The sequence below is a fragment of the Kitasatospora sp. NPDC089913 genome (assembly GCF_044748625.1).
Classification (GTDB): Bacteria; Actinomycetota; Actinomycetes; order Streptomycetales; family Streptomycetaceae; genus Kitasatospora.
Genome location: NZ_JBIVGI010000001.1, coordinates 243,209 through 261,913, shown reverse-complemented (window position 1 = coordinate 261,913; position 18,705 = coordinate 243,209). Strand labels below are relative to the sequence as shown.

The following is an 18,705-nucleotide window of genomic DNA, read 5'->3' as shown; positions in this document are numbered from 1 at the left end:
GCGGGTGACGACACGACGGAGGCCACGCCAGGAGCAAAAGCTGTCAAAAGTTCACATGCTTCAATCCATTCATTGTCAATCATCTAATACTAACTAGCAATTCTGTCGAATAATCATCAATTATGTTCACTATTAAGATTTTACTGAGCCAATTGCCGTGTTAGCCGTAGCTTCAAGTCGTTGCCGCGCCGCTCAAGTGCGTGGCCGAGCGACTCGGAGGACTACCGTGAGCATCACCGTCGACCCGCTGCGGCTCTCGAAGCCCCAGGACTCCAGCACGTACTTGGCGATCAGGACGACCCAGGGGGGACGCTCCGTCTACACCACCCGCGTTCCGCTGCTGGACCTCCCGACCATCCTTCCCGTGCCCGACCCGAACAACGTCGACAAGGACAACAGGAAGGTGGACCGCCTGCACGCCAAGCAGTTCGGCGAGTATCTCGACGCCAAGCAGGACTGGGTCGCTCCGGCCCTGCTGGCTCGCGACGGCGGCGGCTGCACCTTCGAGAAGGTGGACGAGCACGGAGCGGTCGGCTACCTCACCGTGCCGTGGGCGATCGGCGGCATCTCCTCCCTGCGCACGATCGACGGGCAGCACCGCGTCCTCGGTGTCGCCATCGAGAAGCAGCGCATCACGGACGCCATTTCCGCCATCGACCGCGAGGTGGCCCGCAAGGTCAGCGTCGACAAAGCGGCGAAGCTCGAGGCCGAGCGCATCAAGCTCATCGGCCAGATGAATCGCCTGAAAGCCGAATACATCGGACTGGACATCTACGTCGAGCCCGACCCGATCAAGTCCCAGCAGATGTTCGTCGACGTCGCCGACAACGCCAAGGGCATCAGCAGCGCGGTCCGGGCGCGGTTCGACAGCTACAAGGTGGCCAACCGGACCCTGTCCGACGTCATCGACCATCCGCTGCTCAAGGGCCGGGTCGACGCCGAACAGGACCGGATGACGCTCAAGAACCCGAACTTCATGGGCGCCAAGCACGTTGCCGACATCACGCGGTCCGTCATCGCAGGAGCCGGCGGCCGGATCAGCAAGAAGGCCGAACAGACCGTCACCGACGGCGAGGTCATCGAGCAGGTCAAGGACTTCCTGGACGTGCTCTCCAATGCCTTCACCGACCTCGCGGCCATCACCGAGGAGGACCCCGAGGCGGACCGCAAGCCCGGCGAACTCACCGCGGCCCAGGAGGTGAGGCGCACCTCCCTGCTCGGCTCCGTCGGTATGCTGCGCGTCCTGGGCGGCGTCTTCCACGACCTGCGCGCCGGTGAGAACCCAGCCGAACTGGACGACATCACCGAGTTCTTCAAGCGCCTCGACCCGCACATGGCCGCCCCCGTCCTGGAGACAAGCATCTGGCGCACCACGACCGCCAACGTGGACTTCGAGCCGATGGCTTCCGCCCCGATCATGCGCACCCAGAACATCGTCCACCTGGTAGGCGCCATCGCCGGCTGGTACAGGAAGGCCCCCACCTCCCTGTAACCCCGACGCCACCCCACCGGCCACCCCGGTCTCCCGCCCCCTGGGAACACCGGCCCACGACGAACAGTTCCAGCAGAACGATCAAGGGCCAGTTCGGGAGGATCCTGCCTCCGAACTGGCCCTTCTCTGCTGGTGGGCGCGGACGGTTTCGAACCGCCGACATCTGCTTTGTAAGAGCAGCGTCCGCCTGCTGGCCCCGACCTGCACCTTGCCCACCCTGCCCGCTCCCCAACCAGCACCCCGCCGACACCCACGACGCACCGTCACGTACCGCCCGATCTGGCACGGCGATGGCACGAGATGGCTATGCCTCAACGGGGCACTAGTTGCGAGCCGCCTTCCAGCCAGCCCGACCCCTTTTCTAGATAAATATGGTCATAGTTACCCAAAATATCTACCGAGTGTCGTTCCTTGGCAACTCGGCACATCCTGCCCCCAACACTGGATCTGCACCGACCTGACGCTCGCACAGATCATCCAAATGGAACTTATGTTCCAGTAGTCACCTGCATGTTCATACGATGGCCATCACGGCAGCTGTGAGTGCTAACGTCATACTGCCGAAGTGTCGCCGAGCTGTGCACACAACGACACGTTCCGCATGCGCGGACAGCGAATCCCAGTGGCCGTGCCATGTGGAGCGGAGGATTGAATGGCGACACTTCGAAGCCTACGTGAGCGAACTGTTTCCTTCTTTGAAATTGTCAAGGCGCAATCAGTCGAGCACGAGCGCATGACGCAGATCGATTGGGACACCGCACTGTCCGCCCTTGCCCGTGCCAGCCTGGAGGACAGGAGGGTCGAGAAGGAGCACATCCTCGTCGGCTCGGTGGTGACTGCAAACGACCAGGATCACCTCCTGTTGCACCGCGTCAAGGACAACTCCGAGTGGCTTTCAGTAATGAACTGGAATACAGGCGAGTGGCACGAACTCGAGCAGAATGCAAGTCAGGGGTTCCTTGACACCTCGGCAATCTGCTTCCTCCCCTTTGGAAACATCATAGGGCTGATGCAAGGGGCGACTTCGGCGCCGACTCACAAGGCCTTGGAGCAGTGGCTCAATGAGCTTAAGCTATTTCCTGGTGTAAACCTGGCAATTCGGCCGGTCATGTCGCACGCCGAGATAGATAAGCTGAAAAGCGCCCACGGCGCAAGCAAGATTGAGGTTCGAATTGGAAGCAGTCGAATTTCAGCCTTGAGCAACAAGACCGGCAGGCTCGCCAGCTTCCTTAAGCTCGCTAATGAGTCATATGGTGATATTAAGGTCACTATGATCATCAGCGTTCCGAGGGGGCGCGGGAGGGGCGAAGACCGCCAGGCCCTCCTTGAGGACCTTCGCGACATCGCAGAGGTGGCGCCCAACGCTGCGGAACGTGCGCGCGCCAGTCTCGTCTACGCAGATGCCGACGGCCCCGAGTACACCAGGCTCGTGGAGCTCGTAGAACACCACATTACAGCCAAACGGCGCGTTTCGGCTGTCGACAACGAGGGCAACTCCATTCGGATCTTGTCGGCGGTAGATGCCATCCTGGAGGTAGCAGCAGAACACGAGGACGAGCTGCGCGCGGCCGTGGAGGCCGTGTCGAGTTGACATCGAGGGGTGGATGGCATGAGCGCTCGGCAGTCGCTGGTGGATCGCTGGTCCGAAGCGCCATGGTGGGACTATGCCTTTTCTACTGCCCTAGTTGCCATTCATCTCACAACAGTGCAGGCGCTTCACTGGGGTGATTGGCTTTCCTGGCTTGAAAGCTCTCAGCGAATCACTGTTTACGGGACGGCAGCAAGCATTGTCTCGGCGATTGGCGGACTGAGCGCCATCGCCATCTCAATCTACTCAACCGCTGGCGGGGCTCGGGCGCGATCAATCCGGCAGCATTACCCAATTGAGTTGCGGCGAAACTTCAAAGGCCTACTAGTTGGAATCGCAATAGCGTGCGGCCTCTTCCTGCTAGCCCAAGCACTCGACATTAAATCCGATCCCCGATTTGCTAGGTTCATTTTTGAGTTTGGAACCCTTCTGGCGATCTTTAGATTCATTCGCCTAATTTGGCTCTTCGGAGCCATGATGGAGGTCTCCGACAACGACTTGGCCGATAATTCGTTGACCCCCGCTCCAGCTATTGACCCTTCCTGGCTGAGGGCTCGCAGCACAAACCCAGAGCACTCTCAAGATGATGAGTCGGCCGCAATTTCGTAACCCGGGCGGTGGAGCGGTTTTGGCCGGTGTCCTGTCTGGTCTGGGGTCGAGCATGATCGGGGGGCCGTAAGCTGTTGCGACTCGGTCAGGGCTTTTGGGCCTGACCGCAATTTGGCCGAGTGGCCCCCCGGTCTTGCTCGACGCGGGTCCCGGTCCGGAGAGGTGGGTAAAACCGCGGAGCCGCCCGCCCCAGCCATCGCAGGCTCTGGCCTCAGCCGCCCTGCGCGGCCGGCCGCCGCCGGAGCGGGGCGAAGACAGGAGCGGCGGCGAGCGGCTGGGCCGCGCGCTGGCGCGCTGTGCGCGCCCTTGATGAAGTAGAGAAAGTCGTAACAACTCCCTCCCACACTCCGCCTCGTCGTCAGAATTCTAACGCTCGCCAGGGCTCAGCCTGCGGCCTGTTCACCAAGCAACTGCCGGCCGTCGTGGGTCCGGATGCTCGGGGTTGCGTCGCTCCGGAGGGCGTCCAGCACACGCACGGCGAAGACCTCGCCCATGCGGTCCTCGACCTCGGCCGGGGTGAGCCAGTCGACCGCAGTGGACTCGTCGGAGAGCTGTTCAGTGCCCCCTTCGGGATGGCAGCGGAAGACCAGGGCGACGACGCCGCGCGTCACGTTCTTGTAGACGCCGGTGAGCCGTTCGACGCTCACCTTGATGCCGGTCTCCTCGAAGATCTCGCGGCGCACGCCGTCCTCGACGGTCTCCGTCAGCTCCAGCACTCCGCCCGGTGGCTCCCAGGTGCCGTTGTCTGCACGGCGGATCGCCAGGACCCGGCCGTCCTCGCGCACGACCGCCCCCGCCACGGACACGGAGTGGAGCGGCATTGAAACTTCTCGCGCGGGACTGGTACTCATGTAGAGGAGAATAGGAGTCTTACAGGACCATGGCGAGTGACGACGTGGCCTCCTCGGCCAAGGCGAAGTACCTGCAGATCGCGGACGACCTCGCCGCCCAGATCAAATCGGGGACGCTCGCCCCTGGTGCGGCCGTGCCCAGCGAGGCCGAGCTGATGCAGCGCTACGGCGTCGCCTCCGGCACCGTCCGCAAGGCCATCGCGGAGCTCCGGACCTCACAGCTGATCGAGACGCACCACGGCCGCGGCTCCTTCGTCCGCTCCCGCCCACCGGTCCAGCGCAAGTCCTCAGATCGGTTCCGCCGGGCCCACCGGAACGCCGGCAAGGCGGCCTACCTCGCTGAGGCCGAGGTGTCCGGCGGCGTCCCGTCCGTGACCGTGCTGTTCGTCGGCCCCGCGGAAGCTCCCCCGGAGATCGCCGAGCGCCTGGACGTGCCAGCCGGTGCCCAGGTGCTCGCCCGCAAGCGCCGGTACTTCCGCGACGGGGTGCCGACTGAGGAAGCGACGTCGTACCTGCCGTGGGACGTGGTCAAGGACATCCCCGAGGTCTTCGCCGAGAACCCCGGTGGCGGCGGTATCTACGCCCGGCTTGAGGAGCACGGCCACGTCCTGGCGGAGTTCGTCGAGACGGTGCGGGCCCGGCTCGCAACCAAGCCCGAGACCGCCGCGCTCGCGCTGAGCCCCGGCTCGCCGGTGATCCACCTCGTTCGTGACGCCCTCACCGCAGCCGGCCGCGTCGTCGAGGTCTGCGACACCGTCATGGCCGCTGACCAGTTCGTTCTGGACTACAGGTTCGCCGCGCGCGACTGACACTCGTTCAACTCCCTCAGCCCGTCGCAAGATTCTTTCTCGCGGCGGGTTGACTCATATACAGGAGTGCGCCACTCTTCTACCCATAACTCCTGTACATGAGTGCAGGAGATCACCTCTTCTAGAGGAGAAGCAGCCATGGCTGTGTTCAAGGTCGACACGTCCACCGCGTTCGTGTTCGTCGCCGTCCCGCCGGCGCCGAAGGTGGTGAACCGGCAGACCGGGGAGATCGCGGTCGACAAGGAGACGGGCGCCCGGATGATGACCGTCGGGCTGACGATCGCGGACGACGGTGAGGCCAACCTCTACACCGTGTCCGTGCCGGAGACCGGGATCTCGGACGGGCTGGGCGTCGGTATGCCGGTCGCGCTGACCGGGCTGAAGGCGCGGGACTGGGAGAACGAGTTCAACGGCCAGAAGCGGCACGGGATCTCGTTCCGCGCGGCGGCGGTCACCTCTCTCGTTCCGGTTCAGGGCTGACGGCCGTGTCCTCGGGGGTTCAGTTCCTCACCGAGGTGGCCGCACCGGTCGCCGCTGTCACGGGTGGAGCCGCGCTCGCTCGGACCAAGGCACCGGCGCTGTACTGGTCGGCGATCGGTCTGCCGGTCACCGCGGCACGGCTGTCCGCGACCTACGGCAGCACCATGGACGCCTGCGGGCTGACCGTCCCGCCCTCGCGGCTGCGGGTGCTGGTGACCCGGGCGACCAGCCACCGGGAAATCCGGCCGGTACCGCCGCGCATCCGCCGGGCCACCCCGACCACGACCGGGCTGCGGCTCCGCCTCCGGCTGGCGCCGGGCCAGGAGCCGGCCGACGTCGCCGCCTCGGCGGAACGGCTGCGGCACGCCTGGGGTGTGCACAGTGTGCACGTGATCGTCATCCGGCCGGGTGTGGTGGAGCTTCGGATGACCGGCTTCGACGTGCTCAAGCGGGTGCGGATGCCGCGCCGTCGACCGGCCGGGGCGCTGGCCGTGCCGGTGGCGATGAGGGAGGACGGGACGGCGTTCGTCCGCGACTACCTGGCCGTGCCGCACGCGCTCACGCTGGGTACCACGCTGTCCGGCAAGTCCGTCTACATGCGCAACCTGATCAGCGGACTCGCCCGGCTGAACGTGGCGCTGGTCGGGATCGACTGCAAGCGCGGTGTCGAACAGGCCCCGTTCGCTCCGCGGCTGTCGGCGCTCGCCACCGATCCGCAATCGGCCGGCGGTCTGCTCGACGCGATGGTGGAGGTGATGGAGGAGCGCTACGACCTGCTCCGCGACCACCAAGGGATCGCCGGGCCGGTGGCCTCGCACGAGATCACCTCGGACATCTGGGGCCTGCCGCCGAAGCTGCGGCCGGTGCCGGTGGTCCTCCTCGTGGACGAGGTGGCGGAGTTGTTCATGGTCGCCACGCGCAAGGACGAGGAGCGGCGGGACCACATGGTCACCCAGCTGATCCGGCTGGCCCAACTCGGCCGGGGCGCCGGGATCTTCGTGGAGGCGTGCGGTCAGCGCTTCGGCTCGGAACTGGGCAAGGGCGCGACCATGCTCCGCGCCCAGCTGTCGGGCCGGGTGGTCCACCGGGTCAACGACCGCCCGACGGCCGAGATGGGCCTCGCGGACGTCTCGCCGGAGGCGGTGCTGGCCGCAACTCAGATCGCGCCGGACATGCCGGGTGTCGCGGTCGCCGGGGACTCCTCGGGCGGCTGGTCCCGGATCCGCACGCCGCACCTGTCGCTCGCCCGCGCGGCCGGGATCTGCCGCGCCAACGCGCACCGCACTCCGATGCTGGCGGGCCTGGAGCGATTCCGGCCGACGGTCGTGCCGGTCCTGGCCGTCCCGCCGATGCCGTCGACGCCGCCGCGCTTCACCACGGCCCCGATCTCCGAGTAGTAGCTGCTCCCCCCGGCCAGCGCGACCGTCCCCGCGCCAATTCCCTACCCCGCCATGCCCCGAGTGCTCAGAAGGAGCCTGCCATGGGCCTGTTCAGCCGCAAGAGCCCCGAGCCCCCGTCCGACCGTCACCGCGACTCCCTGACCGAGCGGGGGTTGGCCGCACACAAGGTCTACGAGACCGCTCACGGCAAGCGGAACAACGCAGCCGCGGACCTCACCCACGCGCTCGACCACGGCACCGCCCAGGACATCGAGCGGACCAACGCGGCGTTCGTGCGGGCCGACGACGCCATGTGGAAGGCGCTCGCCGACTCCACCTTCTGGCACGACCGCCGCTCCGCGAGCTGACGCCCCACGCCGGAGCGGGCGGTAGCTCGACGCCCGGTCCGGCCCGATCCCTGGAGGAGGAGCAACGATGCGCTTGCCCCGCCCCGACGCCGTACTGATCCAAGCCGCCATCGCCGGCGCCCTCTCCTTCGCCCACCTGCACGACCTGGCCGCAGCGGCCGGGCAACACGACTGGAAGGCGTGGGCCTATCCGGTCTCCGTCGATCTGCTGCTGGTCGCCGCGTGGCGCAGGATGCGGATGCTCCGCACCGCCGGCGAACCGGCCCGTGCCGCCTGGATCTGGTTCGCCATCGCCTTGGCTGCCTCGCTCGGCGCGAACGTGGCCACCGCCGGACTGCTCGACCTCGGGCACGTCCCGACCTGGCTGAGGATCCTCGTCGCCGGGTGGCCCGCCCTCGCGTTCTTCGGCGGCACCCTGCTGGCCCACAGCAGCGGGGAGCCTGCCTCCGCCCCGGCCGTCGTCGATGACGCACCACCGCCGGTCTACGAAGAGCCGGCCGCCGTCGCGGAGCCGGAGACCGTATCCGTCCCCGAGCCGCTGCCCGTCGCCGAGGAACTGCCCAGCCTTCCCCCGACTCCGGCTCCGGTGCCTGCTCCACCTGCCCCCGCCCTCCCCGCCGCGCTGGTCGACCACGCCCGAAAGGTCGCCGACGACCACCGCGCCCGCACCGGCGAGCCGATCGACACCGACACCCTCGGCTCCCGCCTCGGCGTCCCGCCGCAGCTCGCTTCCGCCATCGCCGTCCAGCTCGCCTGATCCGACAGGAGGCCCGAATGCCCCGCCCGATCCGCCCCCGCAACGTGATCCGCATCGGCCCGGTCCACGTCGCCACCTTCTACGACGGCCGTGGCCGGGAGCGGCACAGCGCCGTCTGCACCGCCCCGCGCTGCGGCTTCTCCGCCGAGTACGACTCGCGCGCCGCCGCCGAGATCGCTGCCCGTACCCACCGTTGCACCGTCCGCTGACAGGAGCCCCTGCCATGTCCGTCACCCTGCCCGTGGTCCTCGTTCTCGGCATCGCCGCGTGGGCCGCGATCCGCTTCCTCGGCGTCCGGCTCTGGGTCGCCGTCGTGATCGGCCTCTTCGGTTTCTACCTCGCCGACACCTTCGTCGCCCCGCTGATCGACGGCACCGCCCGCACCGGTGTCCAGGTCGTCAACGACACCCAGCGGCACACGCCGTGAGCACCACCCTCCTGCTGCCGCGGTCCCTCGCGCTCACGCCCGAGGGCGCCGCCCTGGTCGCCGAGATCGAGCGCTACCTCGCCCAGCTGGCCACCACCGCACCGCCGGCCGTTCCGTACGTGTGCCCGCTCGGCTCCACGGTCCAGCCCTGGAACTCCGGCTTCCCCGTGCCCCGCCCGACCCTGCTGGACCGCCTCGCCCACCGCCCCGCCCGCCCGGTACCGGTGACCGTGGCCGACCACCTCCGGCTCGCCTCCCGCTACATCTCCGCCTTCGGCTGGCTCCAGGGCGCGCTGTGGGACTCCGCCGGCCGGGTCTGTCTCCTCGGCGCCCAAGCCGCCGTCCTCGTCCACGGCTACGGCACCCCGGACACCGCAGCCTGGGCCCGCACCCAGGTCATGGAAGTCCTGCACGCCACCGGACGCCCGGTCAGCTCGCCGGATCAGTACAACGACCGACCCAGCACCCGGCAGGCGGATGTCCACCTCCTGCTCGAGCGGGCCGCCGCCCGCGCACAGTCCCTCAGCCTCTGACCGGTCCCGGGGCGAACAAAGCCGCCAAGCATCCCACCGCCCCGGGGTCCGCAACCCGCACCGGAAGGATCCCGCACATGGACCTCGCCCCGATCCTCGCCGTGGCCGGCGTCCCGCTCGTCGGCTGGAGCGCCCACGGCACCTGGCTCCACCGCCGACTCGCCAACGCCCGCCGCGACCCGCTGACCGGCCTGCTCACCCGCGACGGCTTCACCGCCCGCGCCGAACGGCTGATCCGCTCGCACGCCGAGCACGTGACCGTCCTCCTGGTCGACCTGGACGACTTCAAGGCGGTCAACGACAACCACGGCCACGCCGCCGGGGACGCCGTCCTCGCCGCCACCGCCGACCGGCTCACCCGCTGGTGCGGCTCCCACGGCCTGGCCGCCCGCCTCGGCGGGGACGAGTTCGCCGCCGTCGTCCTCGACTCCGTCCACCGCCTGGACGACCTGCGCGCCGCGCTGCGCGAACCGGTCCCGTTCGCCGGCGCCCTGCTCCCGGTCGGGGCCTCCGTCGGCGCCTCGCACCCGGCCGCGCTCCTGCTCACCGAAGCGCTGTCCGCGGCCGACCGCGACATGTACGCCCGCAAGTCCGACGGCCGTACCGCGCGCCGCCGCTGACCGGCCCCGGGGCAGCAAAAGCCGCCAAGCATCCCGCCGCCCCGGAGCCGCAACCCCTTCCCGAACCGAAGCCCACGAAGGAGAGCACCATCATGCCCCAGCACCACCACGCCCCGGCCCGGATCACCCGCATCTGCCCCGACTGCAACGGCTTCGCCCGCGCCGCTGTCGACACCGGCACCCGCCTCGCGGACGGCACCCGCGCCACCCTCCACACCTCCTGCCGCACCTGCGAGGGCGCCGGCACCGTCACCCGCCGCACCGCCGCCGCGGCTCAGCTCTGAGGTGACCCGCTTGCCCATCACCACCCAGGTCGTCCCGGACCGGCTCGCTCTGGCAGACCTCGCCAGACTCGCCGCACGGGGCGACTTGCCCCAGCTGACCGAGCAGATCCGCCGCACCGGAGGCTGTGCCAACCCCATCCACCTCCAGGGCTTCCGCACCCTCACCCACGGCCCGACCGGCGCCGTCTGGCACCGCTACTCGACCGACCACGAACCCGGCCACCGGCTCAAGGTCGCCTGCGGCAACCGCCGGGCCTCCCGCTGCCCGTCCTGCGCCCGCACCTACGCCGCGGACACCTACCACCTCATCCGCGCCGGACTCGCCGGGGACAAGACCAAGGGAGTGCCGGCCACCGTCGGCTCGCACCCCCGGGTCTTCGCGACCCTCACCGCGCCGTCCTTCGGCCCGGTCCACAACCGCCCGGACTCCGGGGACTGCCGCTGCGGCACCGCCCACCCCACCGGGTCACCGCTCCTGGGCACCCCGCTCAACCCCGACACCTACGACTACGCTCACGCCGTCCTCTGGAACAACCACGCCCCGGACCTGTGGCGACGCTTCACCATCTACCTGTTCCGCACCATGGCCAAGCTCTCCGGCCTCACCCAACGGGACTTCAAGGAACGCGCGAAGATCTCCTTCGGCAAGGTCGCCGAGTACCAGCGCCGCGGCGCCGTCCACTTCCACGCCGTCATCCGCGTCGACGGCCCCGACGGCCCCGGAACCCCGCCGCCCTCCTGGGCCACCCTCGCTCTGCTCAACGCCTCGATCCGCGCCGCTGCCCGCCGCGCCGGCATCCCGCTCGCCGACGCCGGGGGCCAACCCGCCCGCGTCCTCCAGTGGGGCACCCAGGTCGACGTCCGGCCCATCGGCGCGTTCGCCGCCGGTGAGATCAGCGAACAGGCCGTGGCCTCCTACGTCGCCAAGTACGCCACCAAGTCCGCCGAGAGCACCGAATCGGTGGACCGCCGGATCCTGGAGCGCCACGAACTTGACCTCCACGACCTCCCGGCTCACACCCGCCGCCTGATCGAAGCCTGCTGGGACCTCGACCCGCACTACCCGGACCGCCTCCTCGCCCACTGGTCCCACATGCTCGGCTTCCGCGGCCACTTCTCCTCCAAGTCGCCCACCTACTCGACCACCCTCGGCGCCCTCCGCCAGGTCCGCACCGACCACCGCGCCGAACAGGCCCGCCAGGAACTGCGCGAGCAGCTGCTCGCCGCCGGCCTTCCGGACCTCGACGACCTGGCCGACGCCGAAACCCTCGTCCTCGCCCACTGGACCTACGCCGGTTCCGGCAACACCCCCGGCGAGTCCATGCTCGCCGCCGCAGTCGCCCGCGAACTGCACGAACGCCACACCGCCGACCGCCAGGAGCTGCGCGCCCAACTCGCGCGGGAAGAGGGGGACACCGCATGAACCGCCTGCTGACGGTCAAGGAAGCCGCCGAAATGCTCGGCACCTGGGAGACCAGCGGGGAGCGCTTCCCCCGCCGCCTGGTCGCCGAGCGCCGGATCGCCTTCGTCAAGGTCGGCCGCCACGTCCGCATCCCCGAGGATGCGCTCGCCGCCTACGTCGCCGAGCGCACCGTCCAGCCGGTCAGCCGGACCCGTCGGCTGCGGAGGGCCGCCTGATGGCCAACAGCAAGGGAAACCGCCGGCGCTTCGGGTCGCTCCGCCAACTGCCCTCCGGGCGCTGGCAGATCCGCTACCCGGACCCGGTCACCGGGCTGACGCGCAAGGGTGAGGAGACCTACCCGACCAAGACCGATGCCGAGATCGCGCTCACGCTCATCGAGGCGGACATCAAGCGCGACAAGTGGACCGACCCCGACGCCGGAAAGGCCAAGCTCGGCGACTTCGCCGCCACCTGGCTGCGGGACCGCAAGCTGGAGGAGAGCACCCGCGAGCGGTACGCCATCACGCTCCGCCAGTACATCCAGCCCGGCCTGGGCCACCGGACGCTCGCCGAGATCACCCCGGCGCGGGTGCGCTCCTGGCGGTCCGCGCTGCTGGAGGGCGGGGTTGGCGAACCATCGGTGGTTAAGGCGTACCAACTGCTGCGGGCCATCATGAACACCGCCCTCGACGACGAGTTGATCCAGCGCAACCCGTGCCGGATCAAGGGCGCCGACATCTACGACGTGCCGGAGCGGCCCGTCCTCTCCGTCACCGAGGTGTTCGCCGTCGCCGACGCGATCGGACCGCGCTGGCGGGCCCTGGTCCTGCTGACCGCCTTCACCACGCTCCGCTTCGGCGAGCTGGCCGCGCTCCGCCGACGGGACATCGACCTGGCGAACCGGCTCGTCCGGGTGCAACGCAACCAGGCGGAGCTGAACAGCGGGCGGCTGTACGACAAGGCGCCGAAGAGCCGCGCGGGCTTCCGGCCGGTGGCCTTCCCCGCCGAGATCATCGACGACCTGGCCCACCACCTCGACCGCTACGCCGGCCCCGGCCCGGATGGGCACCTGTTCATCGGCCCCCGCGGCGGCAAGCTCCGCCGCAGCAACTTCCGGGACGACTGGATCCGAGCCCGCACCGCGGCCGGGGTGAGTGAGGATGCCCACTTCCACGACCTGCGGCACACCGGGAACACCCTCGCCTCGCAGAACGGAGCCAGCACCCGGGAACTCATGACCAGGATGGGCCACAGCAGCACTCGGGCCGCGCTCATCTACCAGCACATGACCAGCGACCGGGACCGGGCCATCGCCGATCGGATGGGGGCCGCGGTCAGGGAGGCACTGGGCCAGGACATATCTGGCACGCCCGTGGCACGGGAGGAGTAGCACTCCATAAACGATCAAGGGCCAGTTCGGGAGGATCCTGCCTCCGAACTGGCCCTTCTCTGCTGTGGGCGCGGACGGTTTCGAACCGCCGACATCTGCTTTGTAAGAGCAGCGCTCTACCACTGAGCTACGCGCCCCCGGTCGGGCGGGTCCCGGGGTGGGGCGCACGACGAGTGCCTAGGGTACCTGGTCCCGGGGGTGGTGTGGTGCAGGTGGTGGGGCGGTGGGGCGGGTGGGGTGCCGGGTCCGGGGGGTGATCGGGAAGAATGGGTGGTGGATCAGCGGTCGGGAACCAGGGAGCGCGCAGTGAGGGTGGCCGGCGGAGGCGGGCGGGGGCGACGGCGGGGGCCGGTGAGCGCGGTGGCCGAGGCGCTGGTGCTGCCGGTGGTGGTCGCCGGGGCGTTGGGGGCCGCGGGGGCGGCGTCGTTCGGGGCCGGTGGCGGCTGGTGGGGGCGGCGCGGCGGTGACGGGATGCGGGCGGACGCGCGGGCGGCCAGGGACGCGGCGCAGCAGGCGTTCTACGACGTGGACTCGACCCAGCGCGAGGTGCGGCTGGCGGTGGAGACGGTGCGTTCCGTCGGGGACAGTGCGACGTCCCGGCGGGCGGTCGCGGACTTCGAGGCGATCTCGGGCCGGGTCGACCAGGTGACCGTGAACTATCTGTCCGCGCTGGACGCGCACGACCTGGACGCGGAGGAGCTGGAGTCCGGCGCGGCCGCGCGGGCCAAGCACCAGTTGGACGACGTGAAGGGCCAGCTCGGTTCGGCGTTGGCGGAGCTGAACGACTTCCTGCGCCGGCTGCAGCCGACGCTGGAGCGGGCCGAGTCGCAGCTGATGCGGGTGGCGCCGGCGGTGGAGCAGGCCAAGCGGGCGCTGCTGGAGGCCAGCAACGCGCTGGACTCGGCGCGTGGTGCCGGACTGCGGGCGGACGGGCCGGCGGCGCGGCTGGCCGAGCTGGCGCCGGAGCTGGGGCGGCTGAACGAGGGGGTGGGCCGGCACGGGGTGCCGGACACGCTGGAGCGCGCGGAGCGGGTGAAGGAGCGCGCGGAGGCGATCGCGACGGAGGTCGGGCAGCTGCCGGAGCGGGCCCGGGAGATCGACCGGCGGGTGGCCAGTCTGCGGACCAGGATCCAGGCGCTGGAGACCAAGGCCGGCACGGTGCCGCCGGCGCTGAGCGAGTTGCGGCGGCGGTTCTCGGCCGCGTGCTGGCAGGACCTCCAGCGGGTGCCGGACCAGGTGGCGGAGGCCGGGCGGGCCGCCGAGGAGAAGCTGGCGGAGGCGGCGCGGGCCCGGGACGAGCAGCGGTGGGCGGACGCCACCGGGGCGCTGGGCACGGTGCGGGCGCTGCTGGACACGGCGGACGGGTCGGTGGTCGCGGTGAACGAGCGGCTGCGGCAGCTGAACGAGGTGCAGATCGACCCGAACAAGGAGGTCGAGCGGGCCCGGTTCGCGCTGCGGGACGCCCAGCGGCTGGCGATGGCCGGACGGCAGGCGCCGGATCCGCGGCACGCCGCGCCGCTGGACGCGGCGGTGGCCCGGCTGGACCGCGCGGTGGCCGAGCTGGAGGCGGCCGGGCGGCACCCGGACTACTGGCGGTTCCTGACCGAGCTGGCGGCGGTGCGGGAGTCCGCGGCGCACGTGGTGGAGCTGATCCGCGGCGAGCTCGGCGGGCAGAAGTAAGCGGAAGTAGGGAGAAGCAGGCGGAAGGGGGCGGAAGCGGGCCCCGGAGGGCAGCGGCCGAGGGGGTTCGGCCCGGGGCGGCGCGGATACCCTGACGGTATGCCTCGTTATGACTTCCGCTGCCGCTCCTGCGGCGCCACGTTCGAGCTCCGCCGTGCGATGGCGCAGGCCAACGACCCCGCCGTCTGCCCGCAGGGGCACCAGGACACCGTGAAGCTGCTGTCGACCGTCGCCGTCACCGGCGGCGCGGCCTCCGCCGGCGCCGCCCCGCAGCAGGCCCCGTCGGCCGGCGGCGGCGGGGGTTGCTGCGGGGGCGGCTGCTGCGGCTAGCCGACGACCGCCGCCCCGGCGGCCGGGACACCGGCCCCGCCCCGGACCCGGGACAGGAAGCGGCGGGCGATCTCCTCGCCCGCCGCGACGCCGATCTCGTCGAGGGCGGTGACGCCCGGCGCCGTCCAGCCGGTGTCGGCCAGTTCGCCGTGGCCGGGGCGCCAGGCGGCGTCGGCGGCGAGCAGCAGGTCGGCGTCGAGCAGCGAGTCGCCGGCCGACAGCACGGTGGACGGGCCGACCCGGCGGACGACCTCCGCCAGCGCCGCGCTCTTGCTGAGCGGCGCCGGCACCGCGTACACCTTGCGGCCCTGGAGCGACACGTTCCAGCCGCGTTCGGCGCACCAGCCGGTGAGTTCGGCGATCCAGCCCGCCGGCAGTTCGGCGCGCTCGACGACCAGGTAGGCGAACAGCTCGTCGGCCACCCGCCGCTTGTGGGTCCACTCGGGGTCGGCGCAGAGGGCCAGGTGTTCGACCACCTCCGCCAGCGGCGCCGCCCCCTCGGCCAGCCGGCCGGCCATCTCGGTCTGCCAGTCCTCGTCCGGCACGCCGTCGACGAGCAACCGGCCGCCGTTGGCGCAGATCGCGTAGGGCGGGACCCAACCAGGTGTCGGGCCGGGCAGGTTGACCCGCTCGTACTGGGCCCGGGTGCGGGTGGTGGCGGGGACGAGCACGGCCTCGGCGGCGAGTTCGACGAGCAGTGCGGCGGCCTGCTCGGTCATGAAGGACAGCGCCTTGCCGTCGTGCACCTCGACCGAGAGCAGGCGCGGCGCGAGCCGGTCCGGCACGTCCAGGGCGAGGGCCCGGTTGGAGTAGATCAGGGTGCGGTCGAGGTCGCTCGCGACGACGAAGCGCGGTTCGGCCGGGCCCGGTGCGTCGGGACGAGGACGAGGTTCGACGAGAGGAGCTTCGACGGGACGCGGTGCGTCGGCGGAGCCGCCGTCCGGGTGTGCGGGACCACTCATCGGGCTCAGGACTCCTTGCTGAGGACGGCCGTCCCGGAGGCGCCGGTCGCCCCACGGGTGTAGCGGGGGTGGATGAGGCCGACGCAGGAGTACGGCAGGTCGTCCACCTCCTCGACCGGCACTCCCCGCTGGGCGGCGAGCAGCCGGACGTGGTCGAGGTCGGCGCCCGCGCCGCGGCGGGCGAGCACCCGCCAGGGGACGCGGCGCAGCATGACCCGGGTGGTCTCCCCGACGCCGGGCTTGACCAGGTTGACGCTGTCGATGCCGTACTCGGCGCTGATCCGCTCGACCGCGGCCCAGCCCGCCCAGTCGGGGGCGCGCTCGTCGGCGTGCTCGGGGGCGAGGAACCGTTCGGCCGCCGCGAGGGCCTCGGCCCGGACGTCGGCGAAGTGGTCGGCGACGGTGTCCAGGAAGGCGCCGGAGACGTCGGCGCCGGCCAGCTCGGTGTAGTGCTTGGCGCCGTGGAAGTCGTCGGGGCCGATCAGGTCGGCGCGCAGCACGGTGCGCGAGACCAGGCCGGAGACGGTCGAGTTGAGACAGGCGGAGGGGATCAGGAAGTCGTCCCGGGTGCCGAAGGTGCGCACGCAGCGACCGGGGTCGGCGAGGACGGCGAGGTCGGGGTCGAAGCCGGTCCCGGCGAGGGCCTCGGCGAGTTCGCGGGTGATCGCGCCCTTGCCGGTCCAGCCGTCGACGAACACCACGTCGGCGGCCCGGTGGTGCGCGTCGAGGTAGCGCAGGGCGGCCGGGTCGATGCCGCGGCCGCGGACGATCGAGACGGCGTAGTGCGGGGCGTCGAGTCCGTGTCCGGCGGCGAGCCAGCGGCGGATCAGGATGCCGACCGGCGTCCCGGCCCGGGCCAGCGAGGCGAGCACCAGACCGGGGCCGCGCTCGCGCAGCAGGGTCTCGGCGACGGTGCCGACGGCGAGCGCGATCCGCCGGGCCGAGACCCGCAGCGCCTGGTGGAACAGCTCCTGGTACTCGGGGCTCGGCTGGTACTCGACCGGCAGCGACTCGGCGTAGTGGGCGCCGCCGCTCTGCACGGCCTCCTCCCGCTCCTCGGTGGGTGCCTCCAGGTCGACGCCGGTGAGGTCCTTGAGCAGCCAGGCCACTTCGTCGGCGCGGTAGGAGGAGAACTCGGGGCCGTACAGCGGGCGGGCCGGAGCCGCCGGGCCGACGGGGGCGGTCGGCCGGTGGGACGGCAGGACGGCGAGCACCACCCGGTCGGTGACCCGGCGCAGCTGGGCTAGCAGGGCCCGCTCGCCCTCGTGCAGGGCGGGGGTGTCGGCGGTGTCGTCGACCACCAGCACCACCGTGCCGAAGCGGCGGGCCGGGTCGGCTCCGGGGGCGACGTTGTAGGCGTAGCGCTCGCGGGAGGAGTCGTCGGCCGGGTCGTCGTGGGCGGGGAAGGCCAGCCGGGTGCGGATGGCGTAGCCGGGGTCGTCGACGGCGAGGACGGGCGAGCGGGTGGTGGTGGAGTAGCGGACGCGGTCGGTGCCACCGGGCAGCCGCTCGGCGAGGGCACCGGCCAGCCGCAGCGGCGCGTACATCAGCTCCTCGAAGCCGAGCACCAGCACCCGCGAACGGTCGGCATCGGCATCGGAACCGACACCGGCACCGACACCAACACCGGCGTCGGAACCGGCACCGGCACCGGCAGAACCACCGGAACCACCGGAACCACCGGGAGCACCGACACCGACCGCGGCCGCCAGCTGCTCGGCCAGGCCGGGCAGCGCCGCCTCCAGCCGGGCCCGGTGCTCCCGGGTGAACCCGTGCCGCCCGCCGTCGGGCAGCCCGGCCGGCCAGTCCAGGCCGACCCGGACCAGCGGGGCGGCCGGGGCGGCCGGCGGCTCGGGCGCGGGACCGACCTCGGCGATCAGCCGCTCGGCCCGGTCCAGGACGTCGGCGGGCAGCTCGACGCCGCCGTCCGCCAGCGCCACCAGGTCCAGCCGGACGCCGAGTTCGGCCGCGGTGTCGGCGAGCCGCCGCCGGTCGGCCGGGCCGCGCAGGTCGACCAGTGCGACCACCACGTAGTGCTCGCGCGGGTGGTTGGCGTGCAGTTCGCGGATGGTGTTGAGGACGGTGGTACCGGTGGAGAACTCGTCGTCCACCAGCACCAGCGGGCCGTCACCGGTGAGCAGCCCGGGGTCCGCGGGCAGCAGCAGGTGGGAGGTGGCGTGCGAGTGCTCCTCCTCGAAGCCGCCGACCGGGGTGAGGCCGGCCACGGGGCGGCGGGTGGAGTGCAGGTAGGCGGCGTCCAGGCCGTCGGCGACGCTGTGGCCGAGGCCGGTGGCGGTCTCCGCGTAGCCGAGGACGACGGCGCGGTCGACGCTCTCCCCCGGGAGCGACGTCAGCAGGTCGCGGACCCGGCGCCCGAGCTCCAGTCCGGCGCCGTGCACCACCTCGGGCCGCTGCGGGACGTGCTTGCCGAGCACCGTGGAGACCAGCAGGTGGGCCCGCTTGCGGTTCTCCCGCAGCGCCAGGCCGACCAGTTCGGGCAGGCGCTCGGAGCCGGTCAGTGTGACGCCCGCCCGCTCGGCCACCCAGCGCCCGGTCCACTCCCCGGATCCCGCGGGCCCCTCGGCACTCGCTCCGGAGGAGCCGGCACCCCCGAGGGTCCCGCCGGCTCCAGTGGTCCGATCCTGCTGCGCTGCTGTCACTACGGGTCCTGCCTTCGGTCTTCGGGTGGTGCGGTGGTAAGAGGGGCGGGCTTTCGGGCCGGCCGTCCGGCTCGGCGACAGAGG

The 18,705-nt window shown here is 71.0% G+C and carries 21 protein-coding genes and 1 tRNA gene; 18 read left to right on the top strand and 4 right to left on the bottom strand.

The window, feature by feature from the left end; all coding sequences use genetic code 11:
• The first annotated feature begins 226 nt into the window (after positions 1-226).
• From ACIPYS_RS01205 to ACIPYS_RS01195, 3 genes are all read left to right on the top strand, one after another.
• Positions 227-1,492, top strand: a complete 1,266-nt coding sequence (locus ACIPYS_RS01205) for a DNA sulfur modification protein DndB (RefSeq protein WP_400741668.1) — start codon at positions 227-229, stop codon at positions 1,490-1,492.
• Between the two features lie 733 nt (positions 1,493-2,225).
• Positions 2,226-3,083, top strand: a complete 858-nt coding sequence (locus tag ACIPYS_RS01200) for a hypothetical protein (RefSeq protein ID WP_400741665.1) — start codon at positions 2,226-2,228, stop codon at positions 3,081-3,083.
• Between the two features lie 18 nt (positions 3,084-3,101).
• A complete protein-coding gene (locus ACIPYS_RS01195) occupies positions 3,102-3,689 on the top strand; it encodes a hypothetical protein (protein WP_400741662.1) in 588 nt (195 codons plus the stop codon).
• Positions 3,690-4,072: 383 nt separating this feature from the next.
• On the opposite strand, the gene ACIPYS_RS01190 is transcribed toward ACIPYS_RS01195, so the two are convergent.
• Positions 4,073-4,552, bottom strand: coding sequence for an NUDIX hydrolase (locus tag ACIPYS_RS01190; protein WP_400742813.1), 480 nt, complete (start codon positions 4,550-4,552; stop codon positions 4,073-4,075).
• A 17-nt stretch (positions 4,553-4,569) separates the two neighbouring features.
• Here ACIPYS_RS01190 and ACIPYS_RS01185 point away from each other — a divergent pair, with 17 nt between their 5' ends.
• The 13 genes from ACIPYS_RS01185 (at position 4,570) to ACIPYS_RS01125 (ending at position 12,989) form a co-directional block, all read left to right on the top strand.
• Positions 4,570-5,349 carry a GntR family transcriptional regulator gene (locus ACIPYS_RS01185; protein WP_400741660.1) on the top strand — a complete coding sequence of 260 codons (780 nt, stop codon included), beginning with the start codon at positions 4,570-4,572 and terminating at the stop codon, positions 5,347-5,349.
• A gap of 138 nt (positions 5,350-5,487) precedes the next feature.
• A complete protein-coding gene (locus tag ACIPYS_RS01180; RefSeq protein ID WP_391497346.1) occupies positions 5,488-5,829 on the top strand; it encodes a hypothetical protein in 342 nt (113 codons plus the stop codon).
• Between the two features lie 5 nt (positions 5,830-5,834).
• A complete protein-coding gene (locus ACIPYS_RS01175; RefSeq protein WP_400741656.1) occupies positions 5,835-7,226 on the top strand; it encodes an FtsK/SpoIIIE domain-containing protein in 1,392 nt (463 codons plus the stop codon).
• Between the two features lie 83 nt (positions 7,227-7,309).
• On the top strand, positions 7,310-7,576 hold the full coding sequence (locus ACIPYS_RS01170; protein WP_400741654.1) for a hypothetical protein: 267 nt from the start codon (positions 7,310-7,312) through the stop codon (positions 7,574-7,576).
• A gap of 67 nt (positions 7,577-7,643) precedes the next feature.
• Positions 7,644-8,333, top strand: coding sequence for a DUF2637 domain-containing protein (locus ACIPYS_RS01165; RefSeq protein WP_400741652.1), 690 nt, complete (start codon positions 7,644-7,646; stop codon positions 8,331-8,333).
• Between the two features lie 17 nt (positions 8,334-8,350).
• On the top strand, positions 8,351-8,542 hold the full coding sequence (locus tag ACIPYS_RS01160; protein ID WP_400741649.1) for a mobile element transfer protein: 192 nt from the start codon (positions 8,351-8,353) through the stop codon (positions 8,540-8,542).
• Between the two features lie 14 nt (positions 8,543-8,556).
• The gene (locus ACIPYS_RS01155) at positions 8,557-8,760 is read left to right on the top strand and encodes a hypothetical protein (protein ID WP_400741646.1); all 204 of its coding nucleotides are present in this window, start codon (positions 8,557-8,559) and stop codon (positions 8,758-8,760) included.
• Positions 8,757-9,293: a hypothetical protein gene (locus ACIPYS_RS01150; RefSeq protein WP_400741643.1), complete on the top strand. Its 537-nt coding sequence runs from the start codon at positions 8,757-8,759 to the stop codon at positions 9,291-9,293. Before ACIPYS_RS01155 ends, ACIPYS_RS01150 begins: the two co-directional genes overlap by 4 nt.
• A 77-nt stretch (positions 9,294-9,370) precedes the next feature.
• Positions 9,371-9,913, top strand: a complete 543-nt coding sequence (locus ACIPYS_RS01145; RefSeq protein ID WP_400741640.1) for a GGDEF domain-containing protein — start codon at positions 9,371-9,373, stop codon at positions 9,911-9,913.
• 92 nt (positions 9,914-10,005) lie between these two features.
• Positions 10,006-10,197 (top strand): hypothetical protein, encoded by a 192-nt coding sequence (locus tag ACIPYS_RS01140; protein ID WP_400741638.1) that lies wholly within the window; start codon positions 10,006-10,008, stop codon positions 10,195-10,197.
• Positions 10,198-10,207: 10 nt separating this feature from the next.
• Entirely contained in the window at positions 10,208-11,620 is a 1,413-nt protein-coding gene (gene repSA, locus ACIPYS_RS01135; protein ID WP_400741636.1) for a replication initiator protein RepSA, read from the top strand.
• Complete coding sequence (locus tag ACIPYS_RS01130; protein WP_400741634.1) at positions 11,617-11,835, top strand: excisionase family DNA-binding protein; 219 nt, start codon at positions 11,617-11,619, stop codon at positions 11,833-11,835. The genes repSA and ACIPYS_RS01130 overlap by 4 nt, the downstream gene beginning before the upstream one ends.
• Positions 11,835-12,989 (top strand): tyrosine-type recombinase/integrase, encoded by a 1,155-nt coding sequence (locus tag ACIPYS_RS01125; protein WP_400741632.1) that lies wholly within the window; start codon positions 11,835-11,837, stop codon positions 12,987-12,989. Before ACIPYS_RS01130 ends, ACIPYS_RS01125 begins: the two co-directional genes overlap by 1 nt.
• A 65-nt stretch (positions 12,990-13,054) precedes the next feature.
• Here the strand turns inward: ACIPYS_RS01125 and ACIPYS_RS01120 are convergent.
• Positions 13,055-13,126, bottom strand: a tRNA-Val gene (locus tag ACIPYS_RS01120).
• A gap of 214 nt (positions 13,127-13,340) precedes the next feature.
• Here ACIPYS_RS01120 and ACIPYS_RS01115 point away from each other — a divergent pair.
• Positions 13,341-14,669 (top strand): hypothetical protein, encoded by a 1,329-nt coding sequence (locus ACIPYS_RS01115; protein ID WP_231977790.1) that lies wholly within the window; start codon positions 13,341-13,343, stop codon positions 14,667-14,669.
• Positions 14,670-14,768: 99 nt separating this feature from the next.
• Positions 14,769-14,999, top strand: a complete 231-nt coding sequence (locus ACIPYS_RS01110) for a zinc ribbon domain-containing protein (RefSeq protein WP_093862177.1) — start codon at positions 14,769-14,771, stop codon at positions 14,997-14,999.
• Here ACIPYS_RS01110 and ACIPYS_RS01105 read toward each other — a convergent pair.
• Together ACIPYS_RS01105 and ACIPYS_RS01100 are read right to left on the bottom strand one after the other, a co-directional pair.
• Entirely contained in the window at positions 14,996-15,961 is a 966-nt protein-coding gene (locus ACIPYS_RS01105; protein WP_231977789.1) for an HAD family hydrolase, read from the bottom strand. The two genes, ACIPYS_RS01110 and ACIPYS_RS01105, sit on opposite strands and share 4 nt — an antisense overlap.
• 5 nt (positions 15,962-15,966) lie before the next feature.
• Positions 15,967-18,504, bottom strand: a complete 2,538-nt coding sequence (locus ACIPYS_RS01100; protein WP_400741628.1) for a phosphoribosyltransferase — start codon at positions 18,502-18,504, stop codon at positions 15,967-15,969.
• Positions 18,505-18,705: the final 201 nt, after the last annotated feature.